The sequence below is a fragment of the Scandinavium sp. UTDF21-P1B genome (assembly GCF_040750395.1).
In the GTDB taxonomy this organism is placed as follows: domain Bacteria; phylum Pseudomonadota; class Gammaproteobacteria; order Enterobacterales; family Enterobacteriaceae; genus Scandinavium.
The window spans coordinates 12,766-38,907 of sequence record NZ_JBFLVD010000011.1 but is presented as its reverse complement, the minus strand read 5'-3'; the positions used below and the strand labels follow the sequence as shown (position 1 = coordinate 38,907).

Genomic DNA, 26,142 nt, shown 5'->3' with positions numbered 1-26,142 from the left:
TCTTATGAAAAAACTTGCATAAATCAGGCTATCAGCGCCGATTTTTCTGCCTTACCCTGAATTGGCCTGACAACTTCCATACTAGTTACATGGGAGCTTACCAAAAGAAAACCATTAGATTTCAAGAAAATAGAAAACTGGTGTGACAACTCACGGATCGAGTCGGTCATCTTCCCCCCTACAAACCGTCTTGTGGAGAATTCTATGAGCCAAGGTGTTAATAACGATATGACGGTCAGCAAATCGCGCCGCGTAGTGAAAAACCTGCGCTGGTGGGTGCTGGTGCTTTTCCTTCTGGGCGTTACCGTAAACTACATCACGCGCAACTCACTGGGCATTCTCGCGCCCGAGCTGAAAACCGAACTGGGCATTACCACCGCACAGTACTCCTGGATCGTTGGCGCCTTCCAGCTGGCCTATACGATCTTCCAGCCAATTTGCGGCTGGCTGATTGACGTTATCGGCCTGAAACTCGGCTTTATGATTTGTGCGATTCTGTGGGCCGTTGCCTGTATCGCCCACGCGGGCGCAGGAAGCTGGCTGCATATGGCGCTGCTGCGTTTTGGCATGGGTGCCTCCGAAGCGGCTGCGACGCCGGCGAACGCGAAAACCATCGGCGAATGGTTCCCAAAATCTGAGCGCCCGATTGCCGCCGGTTGGGCTGGCGTCGGTTTCTCCATTGGTGCAATGCTGGCCCCGCCAATCATCTACTTTGCCCACGCCTCCTTCGGCTGGCAGGGCGCGTTCATGTTTACCGGTTTTCTGGCGCTGGTGTGGGTGGTTCTGTGGTGGGCGTTCTACCACAACCCTGATAAGCACCCAAACCTGAGCAAAGAAGAGCTGGCCTTCATCAACCAGGATAACGAAGCGCCACCGGTCAAGCTGCCCTTCTTCACCGCGCTGCGCACGATTGGTAAGAACAAACGTTTCTACGGCATTGCCATCCCGGCCTTTATGGCGGAACCGGCCTGGGCGGTAATGAGCTTCTGGGTACCGCTGTACCTCGCCAAAGCCTACGGTATGGAGCTCAAGCAGATTGCACTGTTCGCCTGGCTGCCGTTCCTCGCCGCCGATCTGGGCAGCGTGGCGAGTGGCTATCTCACCCGACTCTATGTCCGCGTGTTCGGCTGCACCCGCGTGAACTCTATTGTGGCCTCTTCCGTCAGCGGGGCGTTCCTGATGCTCTCCCTGGCGGCAATGGCCTTCACCAATAACCCGTATGTGGCAATTGCGCTGATCTCCATCGGCGGCTTTGGCCACCAGATAATCTCCTGCATGCTGAGCGCCCTGGTGGTCGAGTCGTTCGACAAAGGCCAGATGGCGACCGTCAACGGCATGCGTGGCTCCGCGGCGTGGATCGCAAGCTTCCTGTTCTCTCTGATTATTGGGGTAACGGCCGACAAGATTGGCTTCAACCCGCTGTTTATCGCCATGGGCTTCTTTGACCTGATTGGCGCAGTCTTCCTGGTTGCATTTATTGCTGAACGTCGCGCTAAACGCGCCTGAGTATAGGTTGTGATATGAAAACGCTTAAACACTGGTCCTTCGAAAAACAATCCGCCCACCACGTCGAGCTGGCCGTCGACGGCCAGCACACGCTCTGCCTGTACATGCTGGAAGAAAATCTGTTCCGCGTGCTGCTTAAACGTCAGGGTAAACTGGCGCTGGACAAAACCTGGAGCATCGCGCCGGGCCAGGACGTGCCGTGGGAAGGTCGTTCCCGCGACGATCTCTCCGGATTCAGTCTGCCTGCGTGGACGCTGGAGAAAAAAGACGACAGCCTCACCATCAGCACCTCACAGCTGCGCGTCACCGTCCATCAGCCGCTGTGGCTGGAGTGGCACTACAAAAATGAAGCGGGCGAGTGGCAGTATCTGACCGGCGACCGTCCGACCAGCGCCTATCTGGTGAATGCCCATGGCGACGGCGTGGCGCACTACCTGAAGCGTCAGAAGGACGAGCGCTTCTACGGTCTTGGCGAAAAAGCGGGTGATTTACAGCGCACCGGTAAACGCTATGAAATGCGTAACCTGGACGCGATGGGCTACAACGCGGTCAGCACCGACCCGCTCTATAAGCATATTCCGTTCACCATCACCCGCCGGGATGACGTGAGCGTCGGCCTTTTCTACGATAACCTGAGCAGCTGCTGGCTGGATCTGGGCAACGAACTCGACAACTATCACACCGCCTATCGCCGCTGGCAGGCCGAAGCGGGTGATATCGACTACTACCTGTTCACCGGCAAGCGCGTGCTGGATATCACCAAGTCCTTTGTACGCCTGACCGGCAAAACACTGTTCGGGCCAAAATGGAGCCTCGGCTACAGCGGTTCAACTATGCATTACACCGATGCGCCGGACGCGCAGAACCAGCTGATGAGCTTTATCCGCCTGTGCGACGAGCATGCCATCCCTTGCGATTCATTCCAGCTTTCGTCCGGCTATACCTCGATCAACGGCAAACGCTACGTGTTTAACTGGAACTACGACAAAGTGCCGCAGCCGAAGGTGATGAGCCAGGCGTTCCACAACGCAGGCCTGAAGCTTGCGGCCAATATCAAGCCGTGCCTGTTACAGGATCACCCACGCTATAACGAAGTGGCGGAGAAAGGCCTGTTCGTGCGTGATTCCGAAGCCAACGCGCCGGAACGCTCGGTGTTCTGGGATGACGAAGGTTCCCACCTCGACTTCACCAATCCAGCGACCATAGCCTGGTGGCAGGAAGGCGTGACCACCCAACTGCTGGAGATGGGCATCGACTCCACCTGGAACGACAACAACGAATATGAAGTCTGGGATGGCGAAGCGCGCTGCTTCGGCTTCGGTCAGGAAATCGCCATTAAGCACATTCGCCCGGTCATGCCGCTGCTGATGATGCGCGCCTCCATGGAAGCGCAACAGCGTTTCGCACCTGAAAAACGCCCGTACCTGATTTCCCGCTCCGGCTGCGCCGGGATGCAGCGCTACGTGCAGACCTGGAGCGGTGATAACCGCACCAACTGGGATACCCTGCGCTATAACACCCGCATGGGCGTGGGTATGAGCCTCTCCGGGCTGTTTAACGTCGGACACGACGTCGGCGGTTTCTCCGGCGATAAGCCCGATGCAGAGCTGTTCGTCCGCTGGGTGCAGAACGGCGTAATGCATCCGCGCTTTACCATCCACTCCTGGAACGATGACCATACCGTTAACGAACCGTGGATGTACCCGGCGATCACGCCATGCATTCGCGGTGCGATTGAGCTGCGCTACCGCCTGATGCCGTATCTCTACACTCTGCTGTGGCAGGCACACGCCGACGATGAACCGATGCTGCGCCCTACTTTCCTCGATCACGAACACGACGAGCAGACCTTCGCCGAGTGCGATGACTTCCTGCTGGGCCGCGATCTGCTGGTGGCAAGCGTGGTGGAACAGGGCCAGCGTCAGCGCCCGGTCTGGCTGCCAGCCAACGAAACGGGCTGGTACGATTTCTACACCGGCGAATGGTTCTCCGGCGGCCAGTGGATCACCGTCGATGCGCCGCTGGAAAAACTGCCGCTGCTGGTTCGCGCCGGTGCCGGTCTGCCGCTAAGCGATCGCATTAAGCATGTGAAACCGCAGGACGACACCAACCGCGAACTGAAGCTGTTCCCGTTGAAGGGCGTGGGGTCAGAGCACGGCTTGCTGTTTGAAGATGACGGCGAAACCTGGGGCTACAAAGAGGGTAAAGCGCTGTGGCTTGAGTGGGAAATGGAATGCACCGGTAGCACCATTAATCTGAAGCTGAACCCGCGCGGTGATTTCCGCCCGGCGTGGAATGCGCTGAAGGTGACATTACCTGTGGGCGAGAAGCGTCAGCTGCTGATTAACGGCGAAGCCAGCGATGAGTGGTGCCTGAAGTAAGGCCTGGCGGCCCTTTCCCTTTGGAAGGGCAGAACAAATTAATGTCCAGCTGTAACTAACTGCGTCATGCGTGTAACAGCGCATGGCGTTTTTTACAGCCGCAGGATAATGTCAAAGGGCCTCTTAATCTGCGGACAATCCATAATGAAAATATTCACCGCTTTCGCCGTTGTTCTTGCCCTTGGCTCCACCAGCGCACTGGCCTTTCAGGAAAAACCGTCCCCGGAAGCCGCCGCTGCGTCAGCCACAACCGTCAAAACCACCGCGCTGAGCCGTTTTTCAGCCGATGAAAATGATGGCGACATCGCTCAGGCTTATGCACCAGGCACCTTTACCCGTACCGCAACGACCAGCAACGGCTATCCGCTTCCCGTTCCGCATCACCACTAATGTTGCAGGATGCCCGGCGGCGGCTTCGCCTTGCCGGGTCTACCGCTATTCCCGCGCAGAGTCACCGGGCACTTTTCTCGTCAGATTGCCGCAATCAAAAATCCGATCAGCACGCAGTACAGCGTCAGCGTCAGCACAATCAGCATCGCCTTCTCCCGTCAGGACCGAAGCATCATCAGGCGGATAAATGCCACTACCGCAAGACTGCATAGCGCCCAGTTACGCAGGCGGGTTAGCCACTCTGTTCGCTCGCAGGATTTGTCCTGCACGCTTCGGCGTCGGCAATGCGAGACACATTCGCGAATTACGTCCTGACGAGTGATATTACGCAGCACTTTGTGGCCAATGATCTGCTCTTCGGCATCGTCCTGCTGAAGGCAAATCGTCACGTGATAAACCTGTCCGGTTTCCCGAATGTGATAACGATAAAGAGCGGATTCTGATACGCCGGAATAAAAAGAAAACTCACGCATAGCCCCTCCTGCCACTGAAAATTCAGTCGCTATTTCTTCACAGAATTGTGCAGAAATAATGGGGAGATCGTGGGATTACGAAGGTGTTGCGGAAGCGTTTAAAAATAAGGCGGTCGGGCGGGAGAAAACCCCGGTTACGCAGATGCACACGAGAATGTGAATATATTTCCCTATGGATTTCGCGCTGCAACAAGGCGGCAAGTCCGCAAATCCCCGGGAGCTTACTAAAGTAAGTGACCGGGGTGCGCGGGTGCAGCCAACACTGTTGCAGCGTGAAAGACGACGGGAAATCAGTTGTCGATGCCTTTACTGCGCAGATAATCTTCGTAGTTGCCGCTGAAGTCGATCACGCGCTCTGGCGTAATTTCGATTACGCGGGTCGCCAGTGAAGAAACGAACTCACGGTCATGGGAGACGAAAATCAGGGTGCCCTGATACATTTCCAGCGCCATGTTCAGCGATTCGATGGATTCCATATCCAGGTGGTTGGTCGGTTCATCCATCACCAGAATGTTGGGTTTTTCCATCATCAGCTTGCCGAACAGCATACGGCCTTTCTCACCACCGGAAAGCACCTTCGCTGGCTTCTTGATGTCGTCCTGGCTGAACAGCAGACGGCCGAGGAAGCTGCGCACCACCTGCTCGTCATCACCTTCCTGCTTCCACTGGCTCATCCACTCAAACACGGTGAGATCGTTTTCGAACTCGTACTCGTGATCCTGCGCGTAGTAACCAATTTTGGCGTTTTCGGACCATTTCACCGTCCCGCTGTCCGGCTGAGCTTCACCCACCAGGGTTTTCAGCATGGTGGATTTACCCACGCCGTTAGCACCGATGATGGCAATCTTCTCGCCCACTTCCAGCAGCAGATTGAAGTTCTTGAACAGAGGACCGTCTTCAAACCCTTTGGTGAGCGCTTCCACTTCCAGCGCGTTACGGAACAGTTTCTTGTCCTGCTCAAAGCGAATGAACGGGTTCTGGCGGCTGGACGCTTTCACTTCTTCCAGCTTGATCTTATCAATCTGGCGGGCACGAGAGGTTGCCTGACGAGATTTAGAGGCGTTGGCGCTGAAACGGCTAACGAAGGATTGCAGGTCAGCAATCTGCGCTTTTTTCTTGGCGTTATCGGCCAGCAGACGCTCACGGGCCTGAGTGGCCGCCGTCATATATTCATCGTAGTTGCCTGGATAAACGCGCAGTTCGCCGTAGTCCAGATCCGCCATGTGGGTGCAGACCATATTCAGGAAGTGACGGTCGTGCGAAATGATAACCATGGTGCTGTCGCGCTCGTTGAGCGTCTGTTCCAGCCAGCGAATGGTGTCGATGTCCAGGTTGTTCGTCGGTTCATCGAGCAGCAGGATATCCGGATTAGAGAACAGCGCCTGTGCCAGCAGCACACGCAGCTTCCAGCCGGGTGCGACTTCACTCATCGGGCCGTAGTGCTGCTCCAGCGGAATACCCACGCCGAGCAGCAGTTCACCCGCGCGGGATTCGGCAGAGTAGCCGTCCATTTCGCCGTAGGCGACTTCAAGATCGGCCACTTTGTAGCCCTCTTCTTCGCTCATTTCCGGCAGCGCGTAAATGCGATCGCGCTCCTGCTTCACTTCCCACAGTTCGGCGTGGCCCATGATCACCGTATCAAGCACGGAGAACTCTTCAAAGGCGAACTGATCCTGGCGCAGCTTACCGATGCGCTCATTAGGATCGAGCGAAACGTTGCCGAGGGTCGGCTCCAGGTCGCCCCCCAGAATTTTCATAAAGGTGGATTTACCGCTTCCGTTGGCGCCAATCAGGCCGTAACGGTTGCCGCCGCCAAATTTGACGGAGATGTTTTCGAACAGCGGCTTACTGCCGAACTGCATAGTGACGTTGCTGGTAACTAACACGGGCGTATCCTGAAAGATGTGACAAACGGCCTATTTTGCCACAAATCCGAATAAAAATCGCCTTGCTCGTGCACGGGCTACACTGTCACCATGGAACCAGACGGTGAAAAAAGTGTGATTTCGTCCACATCTGATTTCCCTGCGGCGTGGAATGCACCTATAATGCGCTCCCATTAAAGGTTCCTTTTCTCCAACAACAGCCTGCTGGCATCGATACTTCGCACAACATGAAAATGAAATTATCTACGCTTTTCGCGGCAGCTTTTGCCGTTATGGGCTTTTGCAAAACTGCATCTGCTGTGACCTATCCTCTGCCAACCGACGGAAGCCGTCTGATTGGCCAGAATCAGGTGGTCACTATCCCGGAAGATAACAAGCAGCCGCTTGAGTATTTTGCTGCGCAGTATCAGATGGGTCTGTCCAACATGACCGAAGCCAACCCTGGCGTCGACGTGTACCTGCCAAAAGGTGGCACGGTGTTGAACATCCCTCAGCAGCTGATCCTGCCTGATACGGTACATGAAGGCATCGTGATTAACAGCGCTGAAATGCGTCTGTACTACTACCCGAAAGGCACCAACACGGTAATCGTGCTGCCAATCGGTATCGGCCAGCTGGGGAAAGATACCCCAATTAACTGGACCACCAAGGTTGAACGTAAGAAAGCGGGCCCAACCTGGACGCCGACTGCGAAAATGCACGCGGAATATATTGCCGCAGGCGAACCGCTGCCGGCCGTTGTTCCCGCAGGTCCGGACAACCCGATGGGTCTGTACGCCCTGTATATCGGTCGTCTGTATGCTATCCACGGCACCAATGCTAACTTCGGTATCGGCCTGCGCGTGAGCCACGGCTGCGTGCGTCTGCGTAACGACGACATCAAGTTCCTGTTCCAGAACGTGCCAGTTGGGACGCGCGTGCAGTTCATCGATGAGCCTGTGAAAGCCACCACCGAGCCGGACGGCAGCCGCTACATTGAGGTTCACAACCCGCTGTCAACCACCGACGCTCAGTTCAACGGCGGTGAAGTCGTACCAATCACCCTGACCAAATCCGTGCAGGCAGTGACGGGTCAGAGCGATGTGGATTCCACCGTTGTGGACCAGGCCGTTCAGGATCGCTCAGGGATGCCAGTTCGCCTGAACTGATCCTTCAGCGCTGAGGACAAAAAAAAGCAGGTTGCGAAACCTGCCTTTTTTATTACCTGATGGCGCTGCGCTTATCAGGCCTACAAATCGGTAACCCCGTAGGCCCTGTCAGCCATTATTCACAATCACAATTCCGCCGTGATCGTACCGATAATGACAATGGGCATACTCCAGCGGCGTGCCGTCTTCCAGGTAGATAACCTGCTCCACTTCCAGCACCGGATCGCCCGCCTCGCAAACTAAATACTGCTGCTCCAGCTCGCCGGGCTTGATGGCACGCACGACGCGATACGAACCCATAATTTTCAGCCCAAGCGTTTCGACGTACTGAAATACCGAGCTTTCGAGATGGCTTTTGTTCAGACCGGGCACCAGGCTCACCGGCATGACCGTCGCATCCAGCGACATCGGTTCGCCGTTCAGCAGGCGCAAACGAATGAAGTCGTACACCGGCGCATCGGCGTTAATCAGCAGCGAGCTCTGCTCTTTTTCCGTCGGGAAGCGCAGCTCGAAGCGCACCACCTGGCTACTGACCGTGCCCAGATGTTCCCAGGTTTTGGTGGCACCAAAATAGTCGCTGCCGGGCAGATCCCACTGCGAAAGCTGGAGGAAGTTCTTACGCACGAAGGTTCCCTGCCCCTGGCGCGTATAAATCAGCCCTTCAACGATCAGCTGGCGCATCGCCTGCTGGATGGTCATGCGGCTGGTCTGGAACTCTGCCGCTAGCGCAAACTGGTCGGGCAACGGGGCGCTCGCGGGATACCGCTGGCTGATAATGCGCTTCTTAATTTCCCGCGCGATAGTAAGGTATTTCGCCGCCACAGCCCGTCCTTATTTATTCATTTATCCCGTTGTTTTTTAAGGCCACTCGCTCTGCAATCTTGAGGAAAGGCAGGTAGAAGAATACACCAAAGACGATGATTATCAACTGAACCACCACCGCTCGCCAGTCGCCCGCGGTTGCCAGCCAGGCGCTTAAGACCGGCGGCGTGGTCCAGGGGATCATCACCACGCAGCGGGACATTAATCCCAGCGTCGTACACAGCCAGGCAAAGAAAATGCCGATGGCGGGCAGCAGCACGAACGGAATCATCAGCGGAATATTAAACACGATTGGCAGGCCGAAAATCACCGGCTCGTTGATATTGAACAGCCCGGGCGTGATCGCCAGACGCGCGACCTGTTTTGACGCCTTCTGGCGCGAAAACAGGAAGATGGCAATCAGCAGCGAAATCGTGCTGCCGGTGCCGCCAACCATACCGAACGTCGGCACGAAAATATTGTTGATGATGTGCGGAATCGGCTGTCCGGCGGCGTAGGCCAGCATATTCTCGTTGGTGTTGATCAGCAGGAAGGGTTCCAGAATCACGCTGTTCACCACCGCCTGATGAATACCCAGCGTAAACAGGAAGTTGCCGAAGCTGTAGATAAACAGCGTGCCCGGCAGGCTGGTATTGATAAGCCTGAGCGGCTGCTGAATCAGCGTGATAATCAGATGGATAAGATCGGTGTGCAGCAGGTTTTTCAGCAACGCGGCAAAAACGGCAAACAGCGACAGCGTCAGAATTGTCGGCAGCAGCGATGAAAAAGACTGGCTGACCGCAGGAGGTACGTTGGCTCCAAGGTTGATCTCCAGTCGCTTAAACTGGGCGATACGGATAAAAATCTCCGTCGCCAGCAGGCCAATAATGACGCCGGCGAAGATGCCGGTAGTGCCGATATTGGCAAACGTCAGCACCGACGTCAGGCTCACCGTTGCCTTACCGCCGACGGGCACCAAATCGACCTGCATCGGCATCATAATAATGAAGCTGCACAGCGCGATGACCACCGCTGAAACCGGGTTACCAAAGTTTTTATTGCGCGCCAACGACCATGCGATCATCGGGGCAATCAGCAACGCGGCAATATTCAGCGTCCCGTTGATGATCGCATCGCCCCATACTTTAAATCGCACCAGGGTTTCGCCCTCAAATACCCAGGGAAACACCACGTTGTTCACCAACACAGCAAGCCCTGCCAGGATAAAAATCGGCATGATCCCGGCGAATGCGTCACGCAGCGAACGCAGATGAACCTGATTGGCGATACGCGCCGAAAACTCCACGAAGCGATCGGTAAAAGACTGCATACTGGTTGATACGTTATCAGACATTGGCACAGACCTTTTGTTGACTCACTCGTAACCCGGTTTGCACAGCGCTTACATCTCTTCGCCGTTCGAACGGATCGCCTGTTTTAACCACGCGTAGCTTTTCTTCGGCACACGCTTCAGATCTTTCAGATCGTGATTTTCGCGGTTGACGTAAACCACGCCATAGCGCTTACGCATGTCACCCTGGGAGCTCAGAATGTCGATAAGCCCCCAGCCGAGATAGCCAATGACGTCCGCACCGTCCTCAAATATCGCTTCTTTCATGGCGTTGATATGGTCGCGGTGATAGGCGATACGGTAGTCATCGGCAATCATGTTTTTCCCATCCCACTCTTCAATCACGCCGATGCCGTTTTCAATCGGGAAGACCGGCATGCGCCAGTTGTTGTAGTACTGGGTGATGATGGTGCGAAAACCGAGCGGATCAATCTGCCAGTTCCATTCGGTGGCCTTCAGGTACGGGTTGTTCTTATCGCCGTATTTCAGGTAGTAATTGACCTCGGTGCCTTCCGGAATCGGGTCGGTATCAAGCGTACGGCTGGCGTAATAGCTGAACGCCATGTAGTCATTTTTGTTGCGGTTAATCAGCGCCAGGTCTTCTTCGCGATAGATGTCTTCGAAGCCTTCACGCTTCACCACCGCCATCACTTCAGGGCTGTAGCCCTGGCCCGCGTAGACGCGCAGCAGGTTCTGGTTGAGGAATTCATCATGCTGCTGGGCACAAAAGATATCGCGCGGTTTGCAGGTCGCCGGATAGATCAGCTGGTGTGCCAGCATGCCGCCCATCAGCTTGCCCGGTTTGGTTTCGTGCAGGTACGCCGTCAGCTTCACGTGCGCAACCATGGTGTGATGCTGGATTTCATACAGCTCGCGGAGCGTTTCCTCACCGCGCATATAGCCTGAAATCCGGAAGGCGATCGGCATATGGAAAATATTCTGCTCGTTAAAGGTGAGCCAGTACTTCACCTTGTCGCCGTAGCAGTCGATCATCTTTTGCCCATAGCGAACAAAGGCGTCCATCACCCGACGATCGTTAAAACCGTTGTACTCTTCGGCCAGCGCCAGCGGCATGTCGAAATGGTAGAGGCAAATCATCGGCTCGATGCCGCGGGCAATCAGGCCGTCGATAAAGCGGTGATAAAAGTCGATGCCTTCCTGATTAAACTCACCGTCGCCCATCGGGCAAACTCGGCTCCAGGCTATCTGAAAGCGGTAGCAGTTCATGCCCAGATCCTGCATTAAATCAAAATCTTCCTCGAAGCGGTGGTAAGAATCCGTTGCCACTTTCCAGTCAGAGGCAAACTCACTCGGCTCACGAATGTCATAGACCGATTTGCCCTTCCCTCCTTCGTTCCATGCGCCTTCGGTCTGCATGCTGGATACCGAGTTGCCCCATAAAAAATCCTTCGGCAGTGTTTTCATCATCGCTCTCCGTCTATATGACTAGTCATTTAAATTTAATGACTAGTCATATAGAGCGAAATGACAAATCAGGCAAAAAGGTTGTGCTGTTTTTGTGAGCAGGGCTGGAAAACGGGCGTAAAAAAGCCGGATGGCGCTGATGCGTATCCGGCCTGTGAATGTTCGAACCTGGGGTTTCCGGAACGGGCAAGCAATTGCCGTCCGGCAACAGAGAGGTTAGCCTTTCAGCTGATTACGGCGGTACTCCCCTTGCCGCTCCAGCATCCAGCCCGGATATTCACGCGGCAGTGCGCTGACCGTATCCAGCTGCTTCAGCTCGCTTTCCGTCAGGCGAATCTCCGTCGCGGCAATGTTATCCGCCAGCTGGTCCGGGCGTTTAGCGCCGACGATCACGCTGCTGACCACCGGCTGATGCAGCAGCCACGCCAGCGCGATTTGCGCCACCGACACGCCTTTACCTTCGGCGATATTGCGCATCACATCGATGCAGTCGAAGCCGCGCGCTTTGTCCACCGGCGGGAAGTCAAACTCCAGCCGACGTCCGCCCGCTTCATTTTGCCCGTCGCGACCGTATTTGCCGCTGAGGAATCCGCCCGCCAGCGGACTCCAGACCATCAATCCGACGCCTTCACTCTGCATCATCGGCACCAGTTCACGTTCAAGATCGCGCCCGGCAATGGTGTAATAGGCCTGCAACGAGGCAAAGCGCGACAGACCAAGCCTGTCGGAAATCCCCAGCGCCTTCATGATTTGCCACGCCGACCAGTTCGACACGCCGATGTAGCGCACGTGACCGTGCTGCACAAGGTTGTCCAGCGCGTAGAGCGTTTCTTCTATCGGCGTGGCCGGGTCAAAACCATGCAGCTGATAGAGATCGATATGATCGAGCTGCATGCGGCGCAGGCTCTCTTTTACGCTATTGATGATGTGATAGCGCGAGCTGCCACGGGAGTTCACGCCCGCCGTGCCGGTTTCGCCAAACACCTTCGTTGCCACAACGACGTTTTCACGCGGCACCTTCAGGTTCTTCAGCGCCTGGCCGGTTATCTCTTCCGAACGCCCTTCCGAATAGACGTTGGCGGTGTCGATAAAGTTGATGCCTGCATCCAGCGCGCTGCCCACCAGCCGCTCGGCGTCGGCCTGCTGCAGCTGGCCGATTTTGCCCCACATGCCGCCTTCGCCGCCGAACGTCATGGTGCCAAGGCACAGTTCAGAGACAAACAAACCGGTATTGCCTAATTTCTGGTAACGCATAACTCTCTCCTCAAGGGATGTCGTGGTGAGTGTTCAATAGTTATAGCGACACTCCTGCGTTTACGAATGGGGCGATCCTGCGCATTTCTTGCCCAATTCTCCAAACCTTATCCACGTGGCGCATCGCCGAAAACGGAATACTCCGGCAGATGAACATTCTGGTACGTTTCCCAGCCGCCGCCGAGCGCTTTGTACAGCGCCACGAGATCGATCCGGCTTTGCACCTGCGCCTGGGCATGCTGCTGTTCGGCCTGCGCCAGCTGGCGCTGCGCATCCAGCACGTCGATAAACGTCGCCAGCCCCTGTTTGTAGCTGGAGTTCGCCAGATCGAAGGCGTTTTGCAGCGCATCGATAGTGTGTTGCAGCGCCTGCTCCTGCTTCTGATCGCTGCGGTAGCTGACCAGCGAATTCTCCACATCCCCCAGCGCCGTCAGCACCGTCTGCCGGTACTGAAGTACCTGAGCGCCCTGCTGCGCCCGGGCCAGCTTGACGCTCGACACCAGCCGACCCCCCTGGAAAATCGGGATCGAAATCTGCGGACCCACGCTGTAGAAATGGCTGCTCCAGTCGGTCAGCCAGTTAGTTTCGGTATTACGCAGGCCAAACTGCCCATTGAGCGTCAGGCTCGGGAACAGCTCCGCCACGGAGACGCCGATTTGTGCCGTGGCGGCGTGCAGATTGGCTTCGGCTTCGCGCACGTCCGGCCTGCGACGGGCAAGCGTCGAAGGAATACCGGTCTGCACCACGTCCGGGAGTTTGGGGAGCGGCTGCGGCGAACTCAGTTCGCCGTCCAGCGCCCCCGGCGGTTTGCCAAGCAGAATAGCCAGCGCGTTCATCGCCTGCCGTTCCTGTGCTTCATACTGCGGCAGCTGGGCCTGGAGCGTCCCCAACTGCGCACGCGCATTTTCCACGTCCATCTGCGGAGAGAGCCCGCCCTTCTGGCGGCTGTCGGTCAACTCAAGCGTTTCCTGCGCGCTGGCAATCTGCGTGTTCATGGTCGCCATAATGCTTTGCGTGCCGCGCAGCTGTAGCCAGGCTCGGGCAACTTCCGCCTCCAGCGACACCAGCGCATCGTTGCGCTGCTCAATCGCCGCCTGCTGCTGCGCCTGCGCCGCTTCCACCTGACGCCGCACCTTACCCCACAAATCCAGCTCCCACTGGGCGTCAAAGCTGCCCTGATAGAGATGAATCGGCTCGGTCAACGGCTGAAGTGCACCTTTTAAATTCGGATCTACGTTGTCTATCTGGTCATACACGCCCTGAGAGTTCAGCTCACCTTTAACCCCGAGCTGCTGACGCGTCGCCTGTAAATTACCGTTCACCGAAGGGAAGAACGCGCCGTTAGCCTGATTCAGCTGTTCGCGCGCCCCGGCGATGCGCAGCGCGGTTTGCTGAAGCGAGAGGTTGCCGATAATGGCCCTCTCGATGAGGCTGTTAAGCTCTGCGGAATTAAACGACGTCCACCAGCGGGTGTTTACCGCCTGGGTGGCCGTTTGTGAGCGCGCGGATTTATCACCCGGATCGTTCCAGTGAGACGGCGTTATGGGCTGTGCGGGCTGATAATCTGGCCCGACGGCGCAGCCTGCCAGCAGAGCGGTCAGAGTAAGAATTAAACTTCGGTGCATCGTCAGTGTGCTCCTGCGCTGCCTTCGCTTTTGATCGGCGAAAGCAGTAAACAAAACGGGATCAGGCAAAGCGCGACCACGCTCAGAATGGTAAAAACATCAACATAGGCGAGAAAACGCGACTGGGCGATCAGCTCTTTATACAGCTGCCCACCGGCCAGGCTCAGCGGATCGTCCACCTGGGTGGTGAAATTGCGGATCGCCTGTGCCACCTCTTTGAGCGTGAGCTGGAAGGATTCGTCGAAAGGCGTGGCGTTGTAGGCCAGATAAGCGCTATGGGTCTGCGCCCGCTCGGTGATCGCCGCCGTAGAGAGCGAAATGCCTACCGATCCGGCGACGTTACGGAACATGGTAAACAGCGCCGAGGCGTCCGCATTCAGGCGGCGGGGAATCGACACAAACGCAATGGTCGTGAGCGGCACAAACAGGAAGCCCAGCCCCAGCGACTGCGCGCAGCGGAAGAGCATCAGCGTTTCAAAATCCATAGCGGGCGTCAGGTTTCGCGACCAGAAAAACGACGCCGCCAGCAGCGTGAAGCCAAAAGCGATGATCCAGCGCGTTTGCACCACCGGCATCAGCTTCAACACCAGTGGAATAGTCAACACGATCAGCACGGCTCCCGGCGACATCACCAGCCCGGACCAGGTGGCGGTATAGCCCAAATCCTGCTGGGCCAGTTGGGGAATGACGACCGAGCTGCCGTAAAGGATCATCGCCATTCCGGCCATCAGCAGGCAGGAAACGGCAAAGTTACGATCTGCCATGCAGCGTAAATCCACCACCGGCTTGCGGGCGTAAATAAGCCAGTATATGGCTCCGACGATGCCAATGATTGTCAGCACCGCAAAGGTGATGATGAAGTTAGAGTGGAACCAATCATCGTCTTCACCGCGGTCCAGCATTACCTGCAAACAGCCCAGTCCCAGCGCAATCAGGCCAATGCCCGTCCAGTCGATGCTCGCCTTGCCTTCGGCCTTTTTCTCCCACGGCGGATCTTCGAGCAGCTGATACACCGCCAGCACCGTCAGGATACCCACCGGTATATTGATAAAGAACACCCAGCGCCACGAGTAGCTGTCGGTGATCCAGCCGCCAAGCGTCGGACCCATGACCGGAGCCACGATAATGGCGATGGACGAAAGGCCAAACGCCTTACCGCGATCTTCGGGTTTGAAGTAATCGAGCAAAACGGACTGTTGGGTCGGCTGCAGACCGCCGCCAAAAAAGCCCTGCATCACGCGAAAGAGGATGATTTGCCACAGTTCGGTGGCAATACCGCAGAGAAAGGAGCAAATGGTGAACATCACGATGCAGATGATGAAGAACTGTTTGCGCCCGAGCAGGCGGCTCAGGAAGGCGGAAATCGGCAGCACTATCCCGTTCGCCACCAGGTAGCTGGTCAGCACCCAGGTGGATTCGTCATAGCTTGCGGAGAGCGACCCGGCTACGTGCGGCAGCGCCACGTTGACGATGGTGGTGTCGAGGATCTCCATAAACACCGCAAGGGTGACGACAATCGCCACCGCCCACGGGTTACTGGCCGGACGCCAGTTTTCATGGCTGACGTCGGTCATTCCACGGTGACCTTCGGTTCAACCGACAGACCCAGCGGCAGCGGATGGTTCGCATCAAGCCCTTTATCAATCACGATTTTGACCGGTACGCGCTGAACAATTTTCACATAGTTGCCCGTGGCGTTTTCCGCCGGGAACGCGGAAAACTTCGCGCCACTGCCCTGCTGGATGCTGTCGACGTGTCCTTCAAGTTTCATGTCCGGCCATGCGTCCACCGAGACGCTCACCTTATTCCCGGGCTTCATTCGCTCAAGCTGCGACTCTTTAAAGTTGGCGGTAACCCACACGTCCGCCGACACCAGCGAAAACAGCGCCGTCCCTGCCTGCACCAGCGTGCCGGTCTGGACGTTACGCTTAGTGACGAAGCCATCAAACGGCGCACGCACTTCGGTATAAGAGAGATTCAGCTCGGCGGTTTCGAGCTGTGCTTTGGCCTGATCGACCTGCCGGGCACGCGCCTCAACGTTCGTTTCCTGCTGACGAATCTGTAACTGTATCTGGTCGGCCACCTCCAGCTGCGCTTTGGCGCTGGCCAGTCCCGCCTGGGCGCTCCGCAGTTGCGCGTTGGCCGAATCAATATTTTGTTGAGTGGTGGCACGCGGATCCACGCCGCGCTGCCGACGATACGCCGCTTCGGCATTCGCCAGATCGGCCTGCGCTTTCAGCACGTTGGCCCGGGCTTCGTCACGCTGGGCGGGATATTGTACTTTGGAGAGATCGAGCTGCGCCTGCGCCTGATGCCACTGCGCCTCTGCCAGCCCCAGCTGCGCCTTGGCCTGATCGCGCTGGGCGGCGTTATCGCGGGGATCGATAACCACCAGTAAATCCCCCTGCTTCACCCGCTGGTTATCCATCACCTTCAGCTCTGTGACGTAACCTGCCGCTTTCGGGGCAATCGTGACGGCGTTTCCGTCGGTAAAGGCATCGTCGGTGGTTTCTTCGTTGCGGGTCAGGAACCACCAGATGAAGGCGATAACCAGCATGACCACCACCACGATCCCGAGAATGATTAGCGGCTTTTTACCCGGACGCTTGCGCGTTTCTGCGTCACTGTTTTGTTCATTTTCTGAAGAAGAATTCGTCTCTGCCATAGCCTGCAACGGTCCTGTAAGTAAACGGCGTCACCATTTCGCCGTTTACTAAACGTAGGACGTTGCTTACCGTTTGCCAGGAAATCCTGACAATTGAGCATTATCTGACAAGCAGCAGCAGACCAAATCCGGCCAGCGCCGCCCACAGAAGCATCGGCAGCGAATAGAGGTGAAAGCGCCACCAGATGCGGCGATCGTTCGTCATCCGCAGGGCAATCAGGTTGGCAAGCGACCCCGGCAGCAGGCCGAAGCCACCGACGTTTACCGCCCAGGCGAGCAGCAAGGAAGGCGGAACATAGTTAATCAGTAAAATGGTCGACGGCACGTTACTTATCACCTGCGAAAGGCCAATCGCCGTCAGCCAAAGCCCGCCGTCCGACAGCCCGCTCACGCCGCTCAGCACATGGTGCAATGCAGGCAGCTGCGTCATCAGATGCACGTCGACAAACATCGCCATAAAGACCAGCAGCAGCGCCCAGTCCACGTTGACCACCACACGGCGCTCCAGCAGGAGGAAACCGACGGCAAGCACCGCGAGCCCCCACAGTTCGAGACGTAATTCGAGGCTTAATAAAAAGACAAGGTAGAACGCAAGGCTGCACCACACCAGCTTCGGATTCCAGCCTGGCGTGCGATCGCCACGCTGGAAATGCAGGACTTTTGCCGGGAAGCAGAACCAGCACAGCAGCACCAGCGTCAGCATCATCGCCAGCGCCAGCGGAGCCATTTGCCAGCTGAAGGTAAGGAACGAGAGCCCGGAGCGGCCCCATAGCAGGATGTTCTGCGGATTGCCGATCGGCGTCAGCAACGATCCGGCGTTCACCGCCAGCGCTTCGAAAATAATCAGTCGATTGACCGGGATAGCACTCCATTTCTTTAACGTCAGCGTCAGTGGCACCACGATAAACAGCGCCACGTCGTTGGTCAGAAACGTCGAAAGTAGCACTGCCGCCAGCACCATAAAGAGCGCCAGTTGACGCTCGGTAGCAAATCGACGGGCCATTTTGCGCCCCAGCACGTCAAAATAACCGCTCAGCTCCACGCCTTTGGTCAACAGCATCAGCCCGCTCAGGGTGATGATGGTGTGCCAGTCGATAGCGGCAGGCCAGGCAGAAGGATGAAATGGAATAAAGAAGGAAAGCGCTATACCAATGAGCAGCAGCAAATGCAAAAAGCGGTCGCGCAGAAGCGACCGCAGAAAAGGGGGAGTCATTCAGCGTGCAGTCCTGACTGAAGCGTAAACTGGCGGAAGCGTTCGAGCGTCTCTTCGCTGACGTGGTGCTCCATCCCTTCGGCATCGCGGCGAGCGGTATCCTGACTGACACCAATCGCCAGCAGAAAATTTTCAACAATCTGATGCCGCTCGCGGGTCTCCTGCGCCAGCTTCTCGCCTTCCGGCGTCAGAAACACGCCGCGCCAGGGAATCTGTTCAATAAGCCCCACGCCCGCGAGACGTTTTAACATTTTCGCGACGGTCGGCTGCGAGACGCCCAGACGAGCTGCCATGTCGACCTGGCGCGCCTCCCCCAGTTCACGAATAAGATCGGAAATCAGCTCAACGTAGTCGTCAATCAGTTCGCGACGGTGCGCTTCACGCACCTGACGAAAACCTTCCACATGCTCTTCGACATTCACTAACTGCGTCACTTTTTTCAATCCTGGGGTGGCCGGGCGACGACTCATTGTGCTTCCTCTTCGCGGTGACGCGTCAATGCATCAATTTAAGAAGCCCTATTGTATAGGATAGTGACCTCAGCACAAAAAATTAACGTTTTAGCCATAGCTAAGTAATATAGCCTGTGCTATATCTGTATGTAATACGAACATCCTTCAGGGAACGAAGGTGCAGAAAGTTCAGGAGGGTCTTATGAACGAACTCAAGAGGTGCTTACACGTGTTTAGCCATTCGCCTTTTAAAGTACGCCTGATGCTGATCTCAATGATCTGCGACATCATCAACGGAAAACCGCAGCAGGACAAACCTTCACGCTAATGCGGCGTCGCGGTACGCCGCTTCATTTTGCTGTCATCTTTCCCCGTTATCCTGACCGTTTGACCTGAAAACCCCCTTCTTTTTTCCGGATTTGCAGTCGCCCTCTCAAAACAATTTGTTATGAGGTGTTGACGGAATTATTCATCAAATTTATCTTCTTGCATCCCTGCAGCTTTAGCGCCTCGACGAACCCCATTCCTCACGCACTGCCAGGCAGGTTTTACCCTTTGACGCCAGGGGACGCACATGGCGGCTTTTTGATTGTGACCTATGAACGTAACGCTGAAAGAAACGCTGGCCGCGCGTGGCCTGGCGCTTAGCCCATGGACCGGATTTTACTTTTTACAATCGCTGCTGATGAATCTGGCGCTGGGATACCCTTTCAGCCTCCTGTATACCGTCGCGTTTACCTGCGTGCTGCACCTGCTGTGGCGCGCGCTGCCGCGAACGCAAAAAGTCCTGCTGGGCATTTATTCCGTTGCGGGAGCGTTGTATTACCCATTCGCTCAGGCATATGGTGCCCCCAACTTTAATACCCTGCTGGCTCTCCATTCGACCAACGCAGAAGAATCTACGGAAATTCTGACCATCTTCCCGTGGTACAGCTATTTTATTTCACTGTTTATCTTCGCCCTCGGTGTGATCGCAGTGCGCCGCAAGCCGGAAGCAAAACGCCCGTGGAGAAAGATTGAGCTGCTTTGCCTCGTATTTTGCCTCGGCGTTGCCTTTGTCCGCCCGGTACAGGAAATTGCCTGGGATGGCGTCTTCCGCCTCAGCAAAATCGGCTACCCCGCTGTGCGTTTTGTCCATGACGTGGCTATCAGCAACCAACAGGTGCTTGATGAACAGGCGCGCCTCGCGCAGTTTGCGAATCAGAAAGATACCTGGAACGTGGTCGCCGTGAAGCCGAAGTATCACACCTATGTGGTGGTGATTGGCGAAAGCGCGCGCCGGGATGCAATGGGCGCGTTTGGTGGTCACTGGGATAACACGCCATTTGAAAGCAGCGTGAACGGAACGCTATTCACCGACTACATCTCCGCCAGCGGATCCACGCAGAAGTCGCTGGGCCTGACGCTCAACCACGTGGAAGACGGCAAACCGCAGTATCAGAATAATTTTGTAACCCTGGCAAACCGCGCAGGCTTCCAGACCTGGTGGTTCTCCAATCAGGGGCAGATTGGTGAATATGACACGGCCATCGCCAGCATTGCGAAGCGCGCTGACGAAGTGCATTTTTTGAAAAACGGTGATTTTGAAGCCGATAAAAACACCAAAGATGAAGAGCTGCTGAAGATGACCGCGCAGGTGCTCTCCACCGAGCGCACGCAGCCGCAGCTTATCGTATTGCACCTGATGGGTTCCCATCCGCAGGCGTGCGATCGCACTCAGGGCAAATATACCGACTTTGTGCAGTCAAAAGAGACCTCGTGCTATCTCTACACTATGACCCAGACCGACCAGCTGTTAAGCAAGCTCTACGATCAGCTGCGTAATTCCGGAGACAGCTTCTCGCTGGTCTATTTCTCCGATCACGGGCTGGCATTTAAAGAACGTGGCAAATCGGTGCAGTATCTGGCCCACGACGACAAGTTCCAGCAGAACTTCCAGGTGCCGTTTATGGTCATTTCCAGCGATGATAAAACGCACAGGATCATTAAAGCACGCCGTTCCGCGAATGATTTCCTGAGCTTCTTCTCACAGTGGACGGGGATTCAGGCAGCAGAGATAAAGCCTGCCTACCGCTTTGTCTCGAACCAAAAAGCAGGCCCGATTTACATTACCAACTTCCAGCTGCAGAAGGTGGATTACACCCACCTTGGTACGGACGTTTTTGAGACTTCGACGCGGTAAAATATTGCCGGATGACGTTGTGCTTATCCGGCCCTGGAACTTCCCTCAGGCCCATGCAAACGAAATATCACCGGGCCAATTCTCAGACAAAAAAAATCCGCCACGTGGGCGGATTTTTTATTATCACCGAAGTGATTAGAAGCGGTAACCGACGCCTGCGATCCAGGTGCCAACGTCAACGTTACGAATGCGAGACTGCTCGTAGGAGAAGTCCAGCGCTACGTTTTCGATTGGGTTGAACTGCAAACCTGCACCGTAAGAGAAACCGTAGTCGCTCATGTCGGATTTGCTTGCAGGGAAGTCGTTAGCCTGGAATTTACCGTAGCCAACACCCACTACGCCGTAGATGCTTGCCCAGTCATTGATGCGGTAAGCAGGACCAGCGGTGATACCGTAGTACTGACCTTTGTTATAAACGCCATCTTCGCTACGGTTTTTCTCGGTGTAGGTGAAGGAACCGATCACGCCGAGTGGATTGTTATCCTGCTCGTAACGGTATTTCAGGTTGAAACCACCTGCTTTGTTCGCTTCGCCCTGCATGTCGCTCTGAGCGTAGCCGCCGGTAACGGTAGAAGTTGCAGCTACAGCGGTACCTGCGGTTGCAGCCAGAACAATGGCCAGTGCGGAAAGACGTGCAATTTTATTCATAACCACCTCAAATGTGCTTCAAGTAAGTCCGTAAGTTTTAAATATATCAAAATTTGTTAAGAAACTCTGTCGGATTTGTGTTGTCTAAGAGCGTTTATCGTGTAACCAAACGTTTCCAGCTCTGACAATCCCTGTTGATAATCAACCGTTTCTTCGCAGATTTTATCATTATGGCGCCCAACAACCAGCGCAATCACCAAGATTAGTCCGAAACAGACAGAATTTTTACCCGTCGACTGAACTTTATTGTAAGACGCTTTTCGCGTCTTTTTTTCAACAATGGCTAAACCGGAAAGGGGTAATTCATTTACACTGCCTCTTTTACTTCCTTTGACAAAAATTGACAGGAGAAAGGATGCCAGGGGTGTCACGTAAAGTTCCGGTATGGCTGCCGATCCTCGTAATCTTGATTGCCATGTGTTCGATTCAAAGCGGCGCTGCGCTGGCAAAATCGCTCTTTCCTCTGGTGGGTGCGCCCGGCGTCACCGCCCTGCGCCTGGCGCTTGGAACCCTGATTCTGGTCTGCGTCTTCAAACCGTGGCGTCTGCGCTTCACTCGCGAGCAACGTCTGCCCCTGCTGTTGTATGGCCTGTCGCTTGGCGCGATGAATTTCCTTTTCTATTTGTCGATCCAGCGCATTCCGCTGGGCGTGGCGGTGGCACTGGAGTTTACCGGCCCGCTGGCGGTGGCACTCTTCGGCTCCCGCCGGCCCATCGATTTTGTCTGGGTGCTGCTTGCGATTCTGGGCCTCTGGTTCCTGCTGCCGCTCGGGCAAAGCATTGCCCACGTCGATTTAACCGGGGCAGCGCTGGCGCTGGGTGCCGGCGCCTGCTGGGCGGTCTACATCATCACCGGCCAGCGCGCAGGTGAAGAACACGGCCCGGCGACGGTCGCGATGGGCTCAGTGATAGCAGCGCTGGTATTTGTGCCCATCGGCGCCTGGCAGGCGGGAGAAGTGCTCTGGCAGTGGTCAATTCTGCCGCTGGGCATCGCTATCGCCGTGTTGTCCACAGCGCTGCCCTACTCGCTCGAGATGATTGCCCTGACGAGGATGCCAACCCGCACCTTTGGTACGCTGATGAGCATGGAGCCAGCCATGGCGGCGGTTTCCGGCATGATTTTCCTTGGCGAAACGTTGACCGGCACGCAGAGCCTCGCCCTGTTCGCGATTATGATTGCGTCGATGGGGTCAACGCTTACGCTCAGGCGAGACAGTAAGATAGAAAACATCACGATTAATGATTAATGTTGCCGCAGGGCAATATTTCCCTGCGGTGCCGTCCTTAATCTCCCGCCTCGATGCTCAACGGGGGAAAATATTCCAAACAGAAACAGACCTTTCTTATCTGGCCGTTATCGTCCGACAAAAATCAGAATATCCCTTTGTTTGTGAAAGATTTAACTGCTTTCAATTTCACGTGCGCTATTAAACTGATAGGCAGGAACGTTCCGGCAGCATGAATAGCCGGTGCTATACTTGTTTCCGGTAATTCATTGGACAATGACATCAAGAGGATATGAGATTATGAGTACCGCTAAACTGGTAAAAACCAAAACATCTAATCTGCTTTATACCCGTAACGATGTATCGGACAGCGAGAAAAAAGCGACCATTGAGTTGCTTAATCGCCAGGTGATCCAGTTCATTGACCTGTCACTTATCACCAAACAGGCCCACTGGAATATGCGCGGTGCCAACTTTATTGCCGTTCATGAGATGCTGGACGGCTTCCGCACGGCACTGATCGATCACCTCGACACGATGGCAGAACGTGCCGTTCAACTGGGCGGCGTGGCGCTGGGGACCACTCAGGTTATCAACAATAAAACACCACTGAAAAGCTATCCGCTGGACATCCATACCGTTCAGGAACACCTGAAAGAGCTGGCAGATCGTTACGCCATCGTGGCTAACGACGTGCGTAAAGCGGTTGGTGAAGCCAAAGATGAAGACACCGCCGATATCTTTACCGCTGCCTCACGCGACCTCGATAAATTCCTGTGGTTTATCGAATCCAATATCGAATAAACGAGAGCTTATTCTTATTTTTCCAAACCCCTCCTCCGAGGGGTTTTGCACTTCTATGGTGCACCCCGTCCTCATCCCCGCTCCAAAAAGTAAATCATTTGTAACTATCACTTCACACAATCGTTAACGAAAGATTGTTTTATCGGCTTAAGTTGCGCTAAATATCAGCATGCCTTATCCACCCGTTTTAATGCACTAATTCGGTGCCTCGTTGTGGTGCACGACAACCTTCATAACACCTTTTTCGTGCAATCAGTCGTTACCGCTTCGTTGAAAAACAACAGGTTGTAAAGTTGGCATGATTTTTTCATACACCAATCATTCTCGCAGGGGATTGCCCCGTGGTTATAAAAGGAAATGCTATGAAGTCTGTATTCAAAGTTTCACTGGCCGCACTGGCTCTGGCCTTCGCCGTTTCTTCCCAGGCTGCAGAAAAGCAGCTGGTTGTGGCCACTGATACGGCATTCGTTCCGTTTGAGTTTAAGCAGGGTGACAAATACGTAGGTTTCGACGTCGATCTGTGGGCAGCCATCGCCAAAGAGCTGAAGCTCAACTACACCCTGAAGCCTATGGATTTCAGCGGCATTATTCCTGCGCTGCAGACCAAAAACATCGACCTGGCGCTGGCCGGAATCACCATTACCGACGAGCGTAAAAAAGCGATCGACTTCTCAGATGGCTACTATAAAAGCGGCCTGCTGGTGATGGTTAAAGCCAACAACAACGACATCAAATCCGTGAAAGATCTCGACGGTAAAGTGCTGGCAGTGAAAAGCGGCACCGGCTCCGTTGACTATGCGAAAGCCAACATCAAAACCAAAGACCTTCGCCAGTTCCCGAACATCGACAATGCCTATATGGAACTTGGCACCAACCGCGCTGACGCCGTGCTGCACGATACTCCGAACATTCTGTACTTCATCAAAACGGCCGGCAACGGTCAGTTCAAAGCGGTAGGCGAATCGCTGGAAGCACAGCAGTACGGTATCGCATTCCCGAAAGGCAGCGACGACCTGCGTGAAAAAGTGAACGGTGCGCTGAAAACCCTGCACGAAAACGGCCAGTACAACGAAATCTACAAAAAATGGTTCGGCACTGAACCAAAATAATTATCTTTAGTGAAGTCTCATGAGTTCAGGGGCGGCCTTTCGCCCCTGCTGTTTTTGAACCACGGTAACAGGAATATAACGTATGCAGTTTGACTGGAGCGTCATTTGGCCTGCCATTCCAATCCTGCTGGATGGCGCCAAAATGACTCTGTGGATTTCGATCCTCGGACTGGCTGGCGGTCTGGTAATTGGCCTGTTGGCAGGTCTGGCCCGCACCTATGGCGGCTGGATTTCTAACCATATCGCCCTCGTGTTCATCGAAGTTATCCGCGGCACGCCAATCGTCGTGCAGGTGATGTACATTTACTTCGCCCTGCCGATGGCCTTCCCGGACATTCGTATCGACACCTTCACCGCGGCGGTGATCACCATCATGATCAACTCCGGTGCGTACATCGCGGAAATCACCCGCGGTTCGGTCCTGTCGATTCATAAAGGCTTCAGCGAAGCGGGCCTGGCGCTTGGCCTCTCCCGTCGCGAAACCATTCGCCACGTGATTATGCCGCTGGCGGTGCGCCGCATGCTCCCGGCCCTCGGTAACCAGCTGATTATCAGCATCAAGGACACCTCACTGTTTATCGTAATCGGTGCCGCTGAGCTGACCCGCAGCGGTCAGGAGATCATTGCCGGTAACTTCCGCGCGCTGGAAATCTGGACCGCCGTCGGTGTCATCTACCTGATCATCACTCAGGTACTGAACATCGTGCTTCGCATTCTTGAAAGAAGGATGAAAATCCTGTGATTGAATTTAAAAACGTCTCCAAGCACTTCGGCCAGACTCAGGTGCTGCACAATATCGATCTGAATATCAAACAGGGGGAAGTGGTGGTGATTATCGGGCCGTCGGGCTCGGGAAAATCCACCCTCCTGCGCTGCATCAACAAGCTTGAAGAAGTCACCAGCGGCGATCTGATCGTTGATGGCCTGAAGGTTAACAACCCGAAAGTCGATGAGCGCCTGATTCGTCAGGAAGCGGGTATGGTGTTCCAGCAGTTTTACCTGTTCCCGCACCTGACGGCGCTGGAAAACGTGATGTTCGGCCCGCAGCGCGTGCGCGGCGCATCGAAAGCAGAAGCAGAAGCCCTGGCAAAAAGCCTGCTGGCAAAGGTGGGCCTCGCCGAACGCGGCCATCACTACCCATCTGAGCTCTCCGGCGGCCAGCAGCAGCGCGTGGCGATTGCCCGTGCGCTCGCGGTGAAGCCGAAAATGATGCTGTTTGATGAACCAACCTCCGCGCTCGACCCGGAGCTGCGTCATGAAGTGCTGAAGGTCATGCAGGATCTGGCTGAAGAAGGCATGACCATGGTCATCGTCACCCACGAAATCGGCTTTGCCGAGAAAGTGGCCTCGCGTCTGATTTTCATCGACAAAGGGCGCATTGCCGAAGACGGCAACCCGCAAACGCTGATTGCCAATCCGCCAAGCCAGCGTTTGCAGGAGTTTCTGCAGCACGTTTCGTAATCAGCATCGCTGATAAACGACAAAAATGCCCGGTGGCGCAGGCTTGCCGGGCCTACAAGTTCAACATGCTCAGTGAATGATGTAGGAAGCGCCATCAGGCAAAAAATGCCCCCAGGACTTGCCATCTCCCTCAGAGATTTTTC

The 26,142-nt window shown here is 55.4% G+C and carries 24 protein-coding genes; 11 read left to right on the top strand and 13 right to left on the bottom strand.

All coding sequences use genetic code 11. From position 1 onward, the window contains the following. The first annotated feature begins 204 nt into the window (after nt 1–204). The 3 genes from AB1287_RS06765 (at nt 205) to AB1287_RS06755 (ending at nt 4,277) form a co-directional block, all read left to right on the top strand. Entirely contained in the window at nt 205–1,506 is a 1,302-nt protein-coding gene (locus tag AB1287_RS06765; RefSeq protein WP_435617322.1) for an MFS transporter, read from the top strand. Between the two features lie 14 nt (nt 1,507–1,520). Next, nucleotides 1,521–3,887 (top strand): TIM-barrel domain-containing protein, encoded by a 2,367-nt coding sequence (locus AB1287_RS06760; protein WP_435617321.1) that lies wholly within the window; start codon nt 1,521–1,523, stop codon nt 3,885–3,887. Between the two features lie 144 nt (nt 3,888–4,031). After that, nucleotides 4,032–4,277, top strand: coding sequence for a hypothetical protein (locus AB1287_RS06755; RefSeq protein WP_312628849.1), 246 nt, complete (start codon nt 4,032–4,034; stop codon nt 4,275–4,277). Between the two features lie 158 nt (nt 4,278–4,435). Here AB1287_RS06755 and AB1287_RS06750 read toward each other — a convergent pair whose 3' ends face one another. Both AB1287_RS06750 and AB1287_RS06745 read right to left on the bottom strand, forming a co-directional pair. Next, a complete protein-coding gene (locus AB1287_RS06750) occupies nt 4,436–4,750 on the bottom strand; it encodes a hypothetical protein (protein WP_435617320.1) in 315 nt (104 codons plus the stop codon). Between the two features lie 290 nt (nt 4,751–5,040). After that, nucleotides 5,041–6,636, bottom strand: a complete 1,596-nt coding sequence (locus tag AB1287_RS06745; protein ID WP_312628846.1) for an ABC-F family ATPase — start codon at nt 6,634–6,636, stop codon at nt 5,041–5,043. Between the two features lie 227 nt (nt 6,637–6,863). Here AB1287_RS06745 and ldtB point away from each other — a divergent pair, with 227 nt between their 5' ends. Beyond that, nucleotides 6,864–7,784 carry a L,D-transpeptidase gene (ldtB, locus tag AB1287_RS06740; RefSeq protein WP_312628845.1) on the top strand — a complete coding sequence of 307 codons (921 nt, stop codon included), beginning with the start codon at nt 6,864–6,866 and terminating at the stop codon, nt 7,782–7,784. 108 nt (nt 7,785–7,892) lie between these two features. Here the strand turns inward: ldtB and AB1287_RS06735 are convergent, their stop codons facing one another. The 9 genes from AB1287_RS06735 to mntR all read right to left on the bottom strand — a co-directional run bounded on the left by AB1287_RS06735 (nt 7,893) and on the right by mntR (nt 18,588). Then, nucleotides 7,893–8,606: a GntR family transcriptional regulator gene (locus tag AB1287_RS06735; protein ID WP_435617319.1), complete on the bottom strand. Its 714-nt coding sequence runs from the start codon at nt 8,604–8,606 to the stop codon at nt 7,893–7,895. 13 nt (nt 8,607–8,619) lie between these two features. After that, complete coding sequence (locus tag AB1287_RS06730) at nt 8,620–9,939, bottom strand: PTS sugar transporter subunit IIC (RefSeq protein ID WP_435617318.1); 1,320 nt, start codon at nt 9,937–9,939, stop codon at nt 8,620–8,622. Between the two features lie 48 nt (nt 9,940–9,987). Further along, nucleotides 9,988–11,364: a glycoside hydrolase family 1 protein gene (locus AB1287_RS06725; protein WP_435617317.1), complete on the bottom strand. Its 1,377-nt coding sequence runs from the start codon at nt 11,362–11,364 to the stop codon at nt 9,988–9,990. A 213-nt stretch (nt 11,365–11,577) separates the two neighbouring features. Continuing rightward, nucleotides 11,578–12,615: an aldo/keto reductase gene (locus AB1287_RS06720; RefSeq protein WP_312627301.1), complete on the bottom strand. Its 1,038-nt coding sequence runs from the start codon at nt 12,613–12,615 to the stop codon at nt 11,578–11,580. A 107-nt stretch (nt 12,616–12,722) separates the two neighbouring features. Then, nucleotides 12,723–14,240 carry an efflux transporter outer membrane subunit gene (locus AB1287_RS06715; protein ID WP_435617316.1) on the bottom strand — a complete coding sequence of 506 codons (1,518 nt, stop codon included), beginning with the start codon at nt 14,238–14,240 and terminating at the stop codon, nt 12,723–12,725. 2 nt (nt 14,241–14,242) lie between these two features. Then, on the bottom strand, nt 14,243–15,814 hold the full coding sequence (locus AB1287_RS06710; protein ID WP_435617315.1) for a DHA2 family efflux MFS transporter permease subunit: 1,572 nt from the start codon (nt 15,812–15,814) through the stop codon (nt 14,243–14,245). Next, entirely contained in the window at nt 15,811–16,905 is a 1,095-nt protein-coding gene (locus AB1287_RS06705; RefSeq protein ID WP_435617314.1) for an HlyD family secretion protein, read from the bottom strand. Before AB1287_RS06705 ends, AB1287_RS06710 begins: the two co-directional genes overlap by 4 nt. Nucleotides 16,906–17,005: 100 nt before the next feature. Then, nucleotides 17,006–18,118 carry an anion transporter gene (locus tag AB1287_RS06700; protein ID WP_435617313.1) on the bottom strand — a complete coding sequence of 371 codons (1,113 nt, stop codon included), beginning with the start codon at nt 18,116–18,118 and terminating at the stop codon, nt 17,006–17,008. Then, the gene (gene mntR, locus AB1287_RS06695) at nt 18,115–18,588 is read right to left on the bottom strand and encodes a manganese-binding transcriptional regulator MntR (RefSeq protein ID WP_312627296.1); all 474 of its coding nucleotides are present in this window, start codon (nt 18,586–18,588) and stop codon (nt 18,115–18,117) included. The genes AB1287_RS06700 and mntR overlap by 4 nt, the downstream gene beginning before the upstream one ends. Nucleotides 18,589–18,772: 184 nt before the next feature. Here mntR and mntS point away from each other — a divergent pair, with 184 nt between their 5' ends. Both mntS and AB1287_RS06685 read left to right on the top strand, forming a co-directional pair. After that, entirely contained in the window at nt 18,773–18,898 is a 126-nt protein-coding gene (mntS, locus tag AB1287_RS06690) for a manganase accumulation protein MntS (RefSeq protein WP_312627295.1), read from the top strand. Between the two features lie 270 nt (nt 18,899–19,168). Further along, nucleotides 19,169–20,752 (top strand): phosphoethanolamine transferase, encoded by a 1,584-nt coding sequence (locus tag AB1287_RS06685; RefSeq protein WP_435617312.1) that lies wholly within the window; start codon nt 19,169–19,171, stop codon nt 20,750–20,752. Nucleotides 20,753–20,887: 135 nt separating this feature from the next. Here the strand turns inward: AB1287_RS06685 and ompX are convergent, their stop codons facing one another. Together ompX and AB1287_RS06675 are read right to left on the bottom strand one after the other, a co-directional pair. Further along, nucleotides 20,888–21,400, bottom strand: coding sequence for an outer membrane protein OmpX (gene ompX / locus AB1287_RS06680; RefSeq protein ID WP_312627291.1), 513 nt, complete (start codon nt 21,398–21,400; stop codon nt 20,888–20,890). 56 nt (nt 21,401–21,456) lie between these two features. Further along, nucleotides 21,457–21,771 (bottom strand): hypothetical protein, encoded by a 315-nt coding sequence (locus AB1287_RS06675; protein ID WP_435617311.1) that lies wholly within the window; start codon nt 21,769–21,771, stop codon nt 21,457–21,459. On the opposite strand from AB1287_RS06675, the gene rhtA reads away from it, so the two are divergent. From rhtA to glnQ, 5 genes are all read left to right on the top strand, one after another. Continuing rightward, entirely contained in the window at nt 21,756–22,646 is an 891-nt protein-coding gene (rhtA, locus tag AB1287_RS06670) for a threonine/homoserine exporter RhtA (protein WP_435617310.1), read from the top strand. The two genes, AB1287_RS06675 and rhtA, sit on opposite strands and share 16 nt — an antisense overlap. A gap of 279 nt (nt 22,647–22,925) precedes the next feature. Then, nucleotides 22,926–23,429 (top strand): DNA starvation/stationary phase protection protein Dps, encoded by a 504-nt coding sequence (gene dps, locus AB1287_RS06665; RefSeq protein ID WP_312627288.1) that lies wholly within the window; start codon nt 22,926–22,928, stop codon nt 23,427–23,429. 362 nt (nt 23,430–23,791) lie between these two features. After that, the gene (gene glnH, locus AB1287_RS06660; protein WP_312627286.1) at nt 23,792–24,538 is read left to right on the top strand and encodes a glutamine ABC transporter substrate-binding protein GlnH; all 747 of its coding nucleotides are present in this window, start codon (nt 23,792–23,794) and stop codon (nt 24,536–24,538) included. An 82-nt stretch (nt 24,539–24,620) separates the two neighbouring features. Then, nucleotides 24,621–25,280 carry a glutamine ABC transporter permease GlnP gene (gene glnP / locus AB1287_RS06655; protein WP_435617309.1) on the top strand — a complete coding sequence of 220 codons (660 nt, stop codon included), beginning with the start codon at nt 24,621–24,623 and terminating at the stop codon, nt 25,278–25,280. Next, nucleotides 25,277–25,999 (top strand): glutamine ABC transporter ATP-binding protein GlnQ, encoded by a 723-nt coding sequence (glnQ, locus tag AB1287_RS06650; RefSeq protein WP_435617308.1) that lies wholly within the window; start codon nt 25,277–25,279, stop codon nt 25,997–25,999. The genes glnP and glnQ overlap by 4 nt, the downstream gene beginning before the upstream one ends. The last annotated feature ends 143 nt before the right edge of the window (nt 26,000–26,142 follow it).

Coding starts and splice junctions, on each gene's coding strand:
- AB1287_RS06765 (WP_435617322.1), top strand. CDS start 205: ATGAGCCAAGGTGTTAATAACGATATGACGGTCAGCAAATCGCGCCGC.
- AB1287_RS06760 (WP_435617321.1), top strand. CDS start 1,521: ATGAAAACGCTTAAACACTGGTCCTTCGAAAAACAATCCGCCCACCAC.
- AB1287_RS06755 (WP_312628849.1), top strand. CDS start 4,032: ATGAAAATATTCACCGCTTTCGCCGTTGTTCTTGCCCTTGGCTCCACC.
- AB1287_RS06750 (WP_435617320.1), bottom strand. CDS start 4,750: ATGCGTGAGTTTTCTTTTTATTCCGGCGTATCAGAATCCGCTCTTTAT.
- ldtB (WP_312628845.1), top strand. CDS start 6,864: ATGAAAATGAAATTATCTACGCTTTTCGCGGCAGCTTTTGCCGTTATG.
- AB1287_RS06730 (WP_435617318.1), bottom strand. CDS start 9,939: ATGTCTGATAACGTATCAACCAGTATGCAGTCTTTTACCGATCGCTTC.
- AB1287_RS06725 (WP_435617317.1), bottom strand. CDS start 11,364: ATGATGAAAACACTGCCGAAGGATTTTTTATGGGGCAACTCGGTATCC.
- AB1287_RS06720 (WP_312627301.1), bottom strand. CDS start 12,615: ATGCGTTACCAGAAATTAGGCAATACCGGTTTGTTTGTCTCTGAACTG.
- AB1287_RS06715 (WP_435617316.1), bottom strand. CDS start 14,240: ATGCACCGAAGTTTAATTCTTACTCTGACCGCTCTGCTGGCAGGCTGC.
- AB1287_RS06710 (WP_435617315.1), bottom strand. CDS start 15,814: ATGACCGACGTCAGCCATGAAAACTGGCGTCCGGCCAGTAACCCGTGG.
- AB1287_RS06705 (WP_435617314.1), bottom strand. CDS start 16,905: ATGGCAGAGACGAATTCTTCTTCAGAAAATGAACAAAACAGTGACGCA.
- AB1287_RS06700 (WP_435617313.1), bottom strand. CDS start 18,118: ATGACTCCCCCTTTTCTGCGGTCGCTTCTGCGCGACCGCTTTTTGCAT.
- mntR (WP_312627296.1), bottom strand. CDS start 18,588: ATGAGTCGTCGCCCGGCCACCCCAGGATTGAAAAAAGTGACGCAGTTA.
- mntS (WP_312627295.1), top strand. CDS start 18,773: ATGAACGAACTCAAGAGGTGCTTACACGTGTTTAGCCATTCGCCTTTT.
- AB1287_RS06685 (WP_435617312.1), top strand. CDS start 19,169: ATGAACGTAACGCTGAAAGAAACGCTGGCCGCGCGTGGCCTGGCGCTT.
- ompX (WP_312627291.1), bottom strand. CDS start 21,400: ATGAATAAAATTGCACGTCTTTCCGCACTGGCCATTGTTCTGGCTGCA.
- rhtA (WP_435617310.1), top strand. CDS start 21,756: ATGCCAGGGGTGTCACGTAAAGTTCCGGTATGGCTGCCGATCCTCGTA.
- dps (WP_312627288.1), top strand. CDS start 22,926: ATGAGTACCGCTAAACTGGTAAAAACCAAAACATCTAATCTGCTTTAT.
- glnH (WP_312627286.1), top strand. CDS start 23,792: ATGAAGTCTGTATTCAAAGTTTCACTGGCCGCACTGGCTCTGGCCTTC.
- glnP (WP_435617309.1), top strand. CDS start 24,621: ATGCAGTTTGACTGGAGCGTCATTTGGCCTGCCATTCCAATCCTGCTG.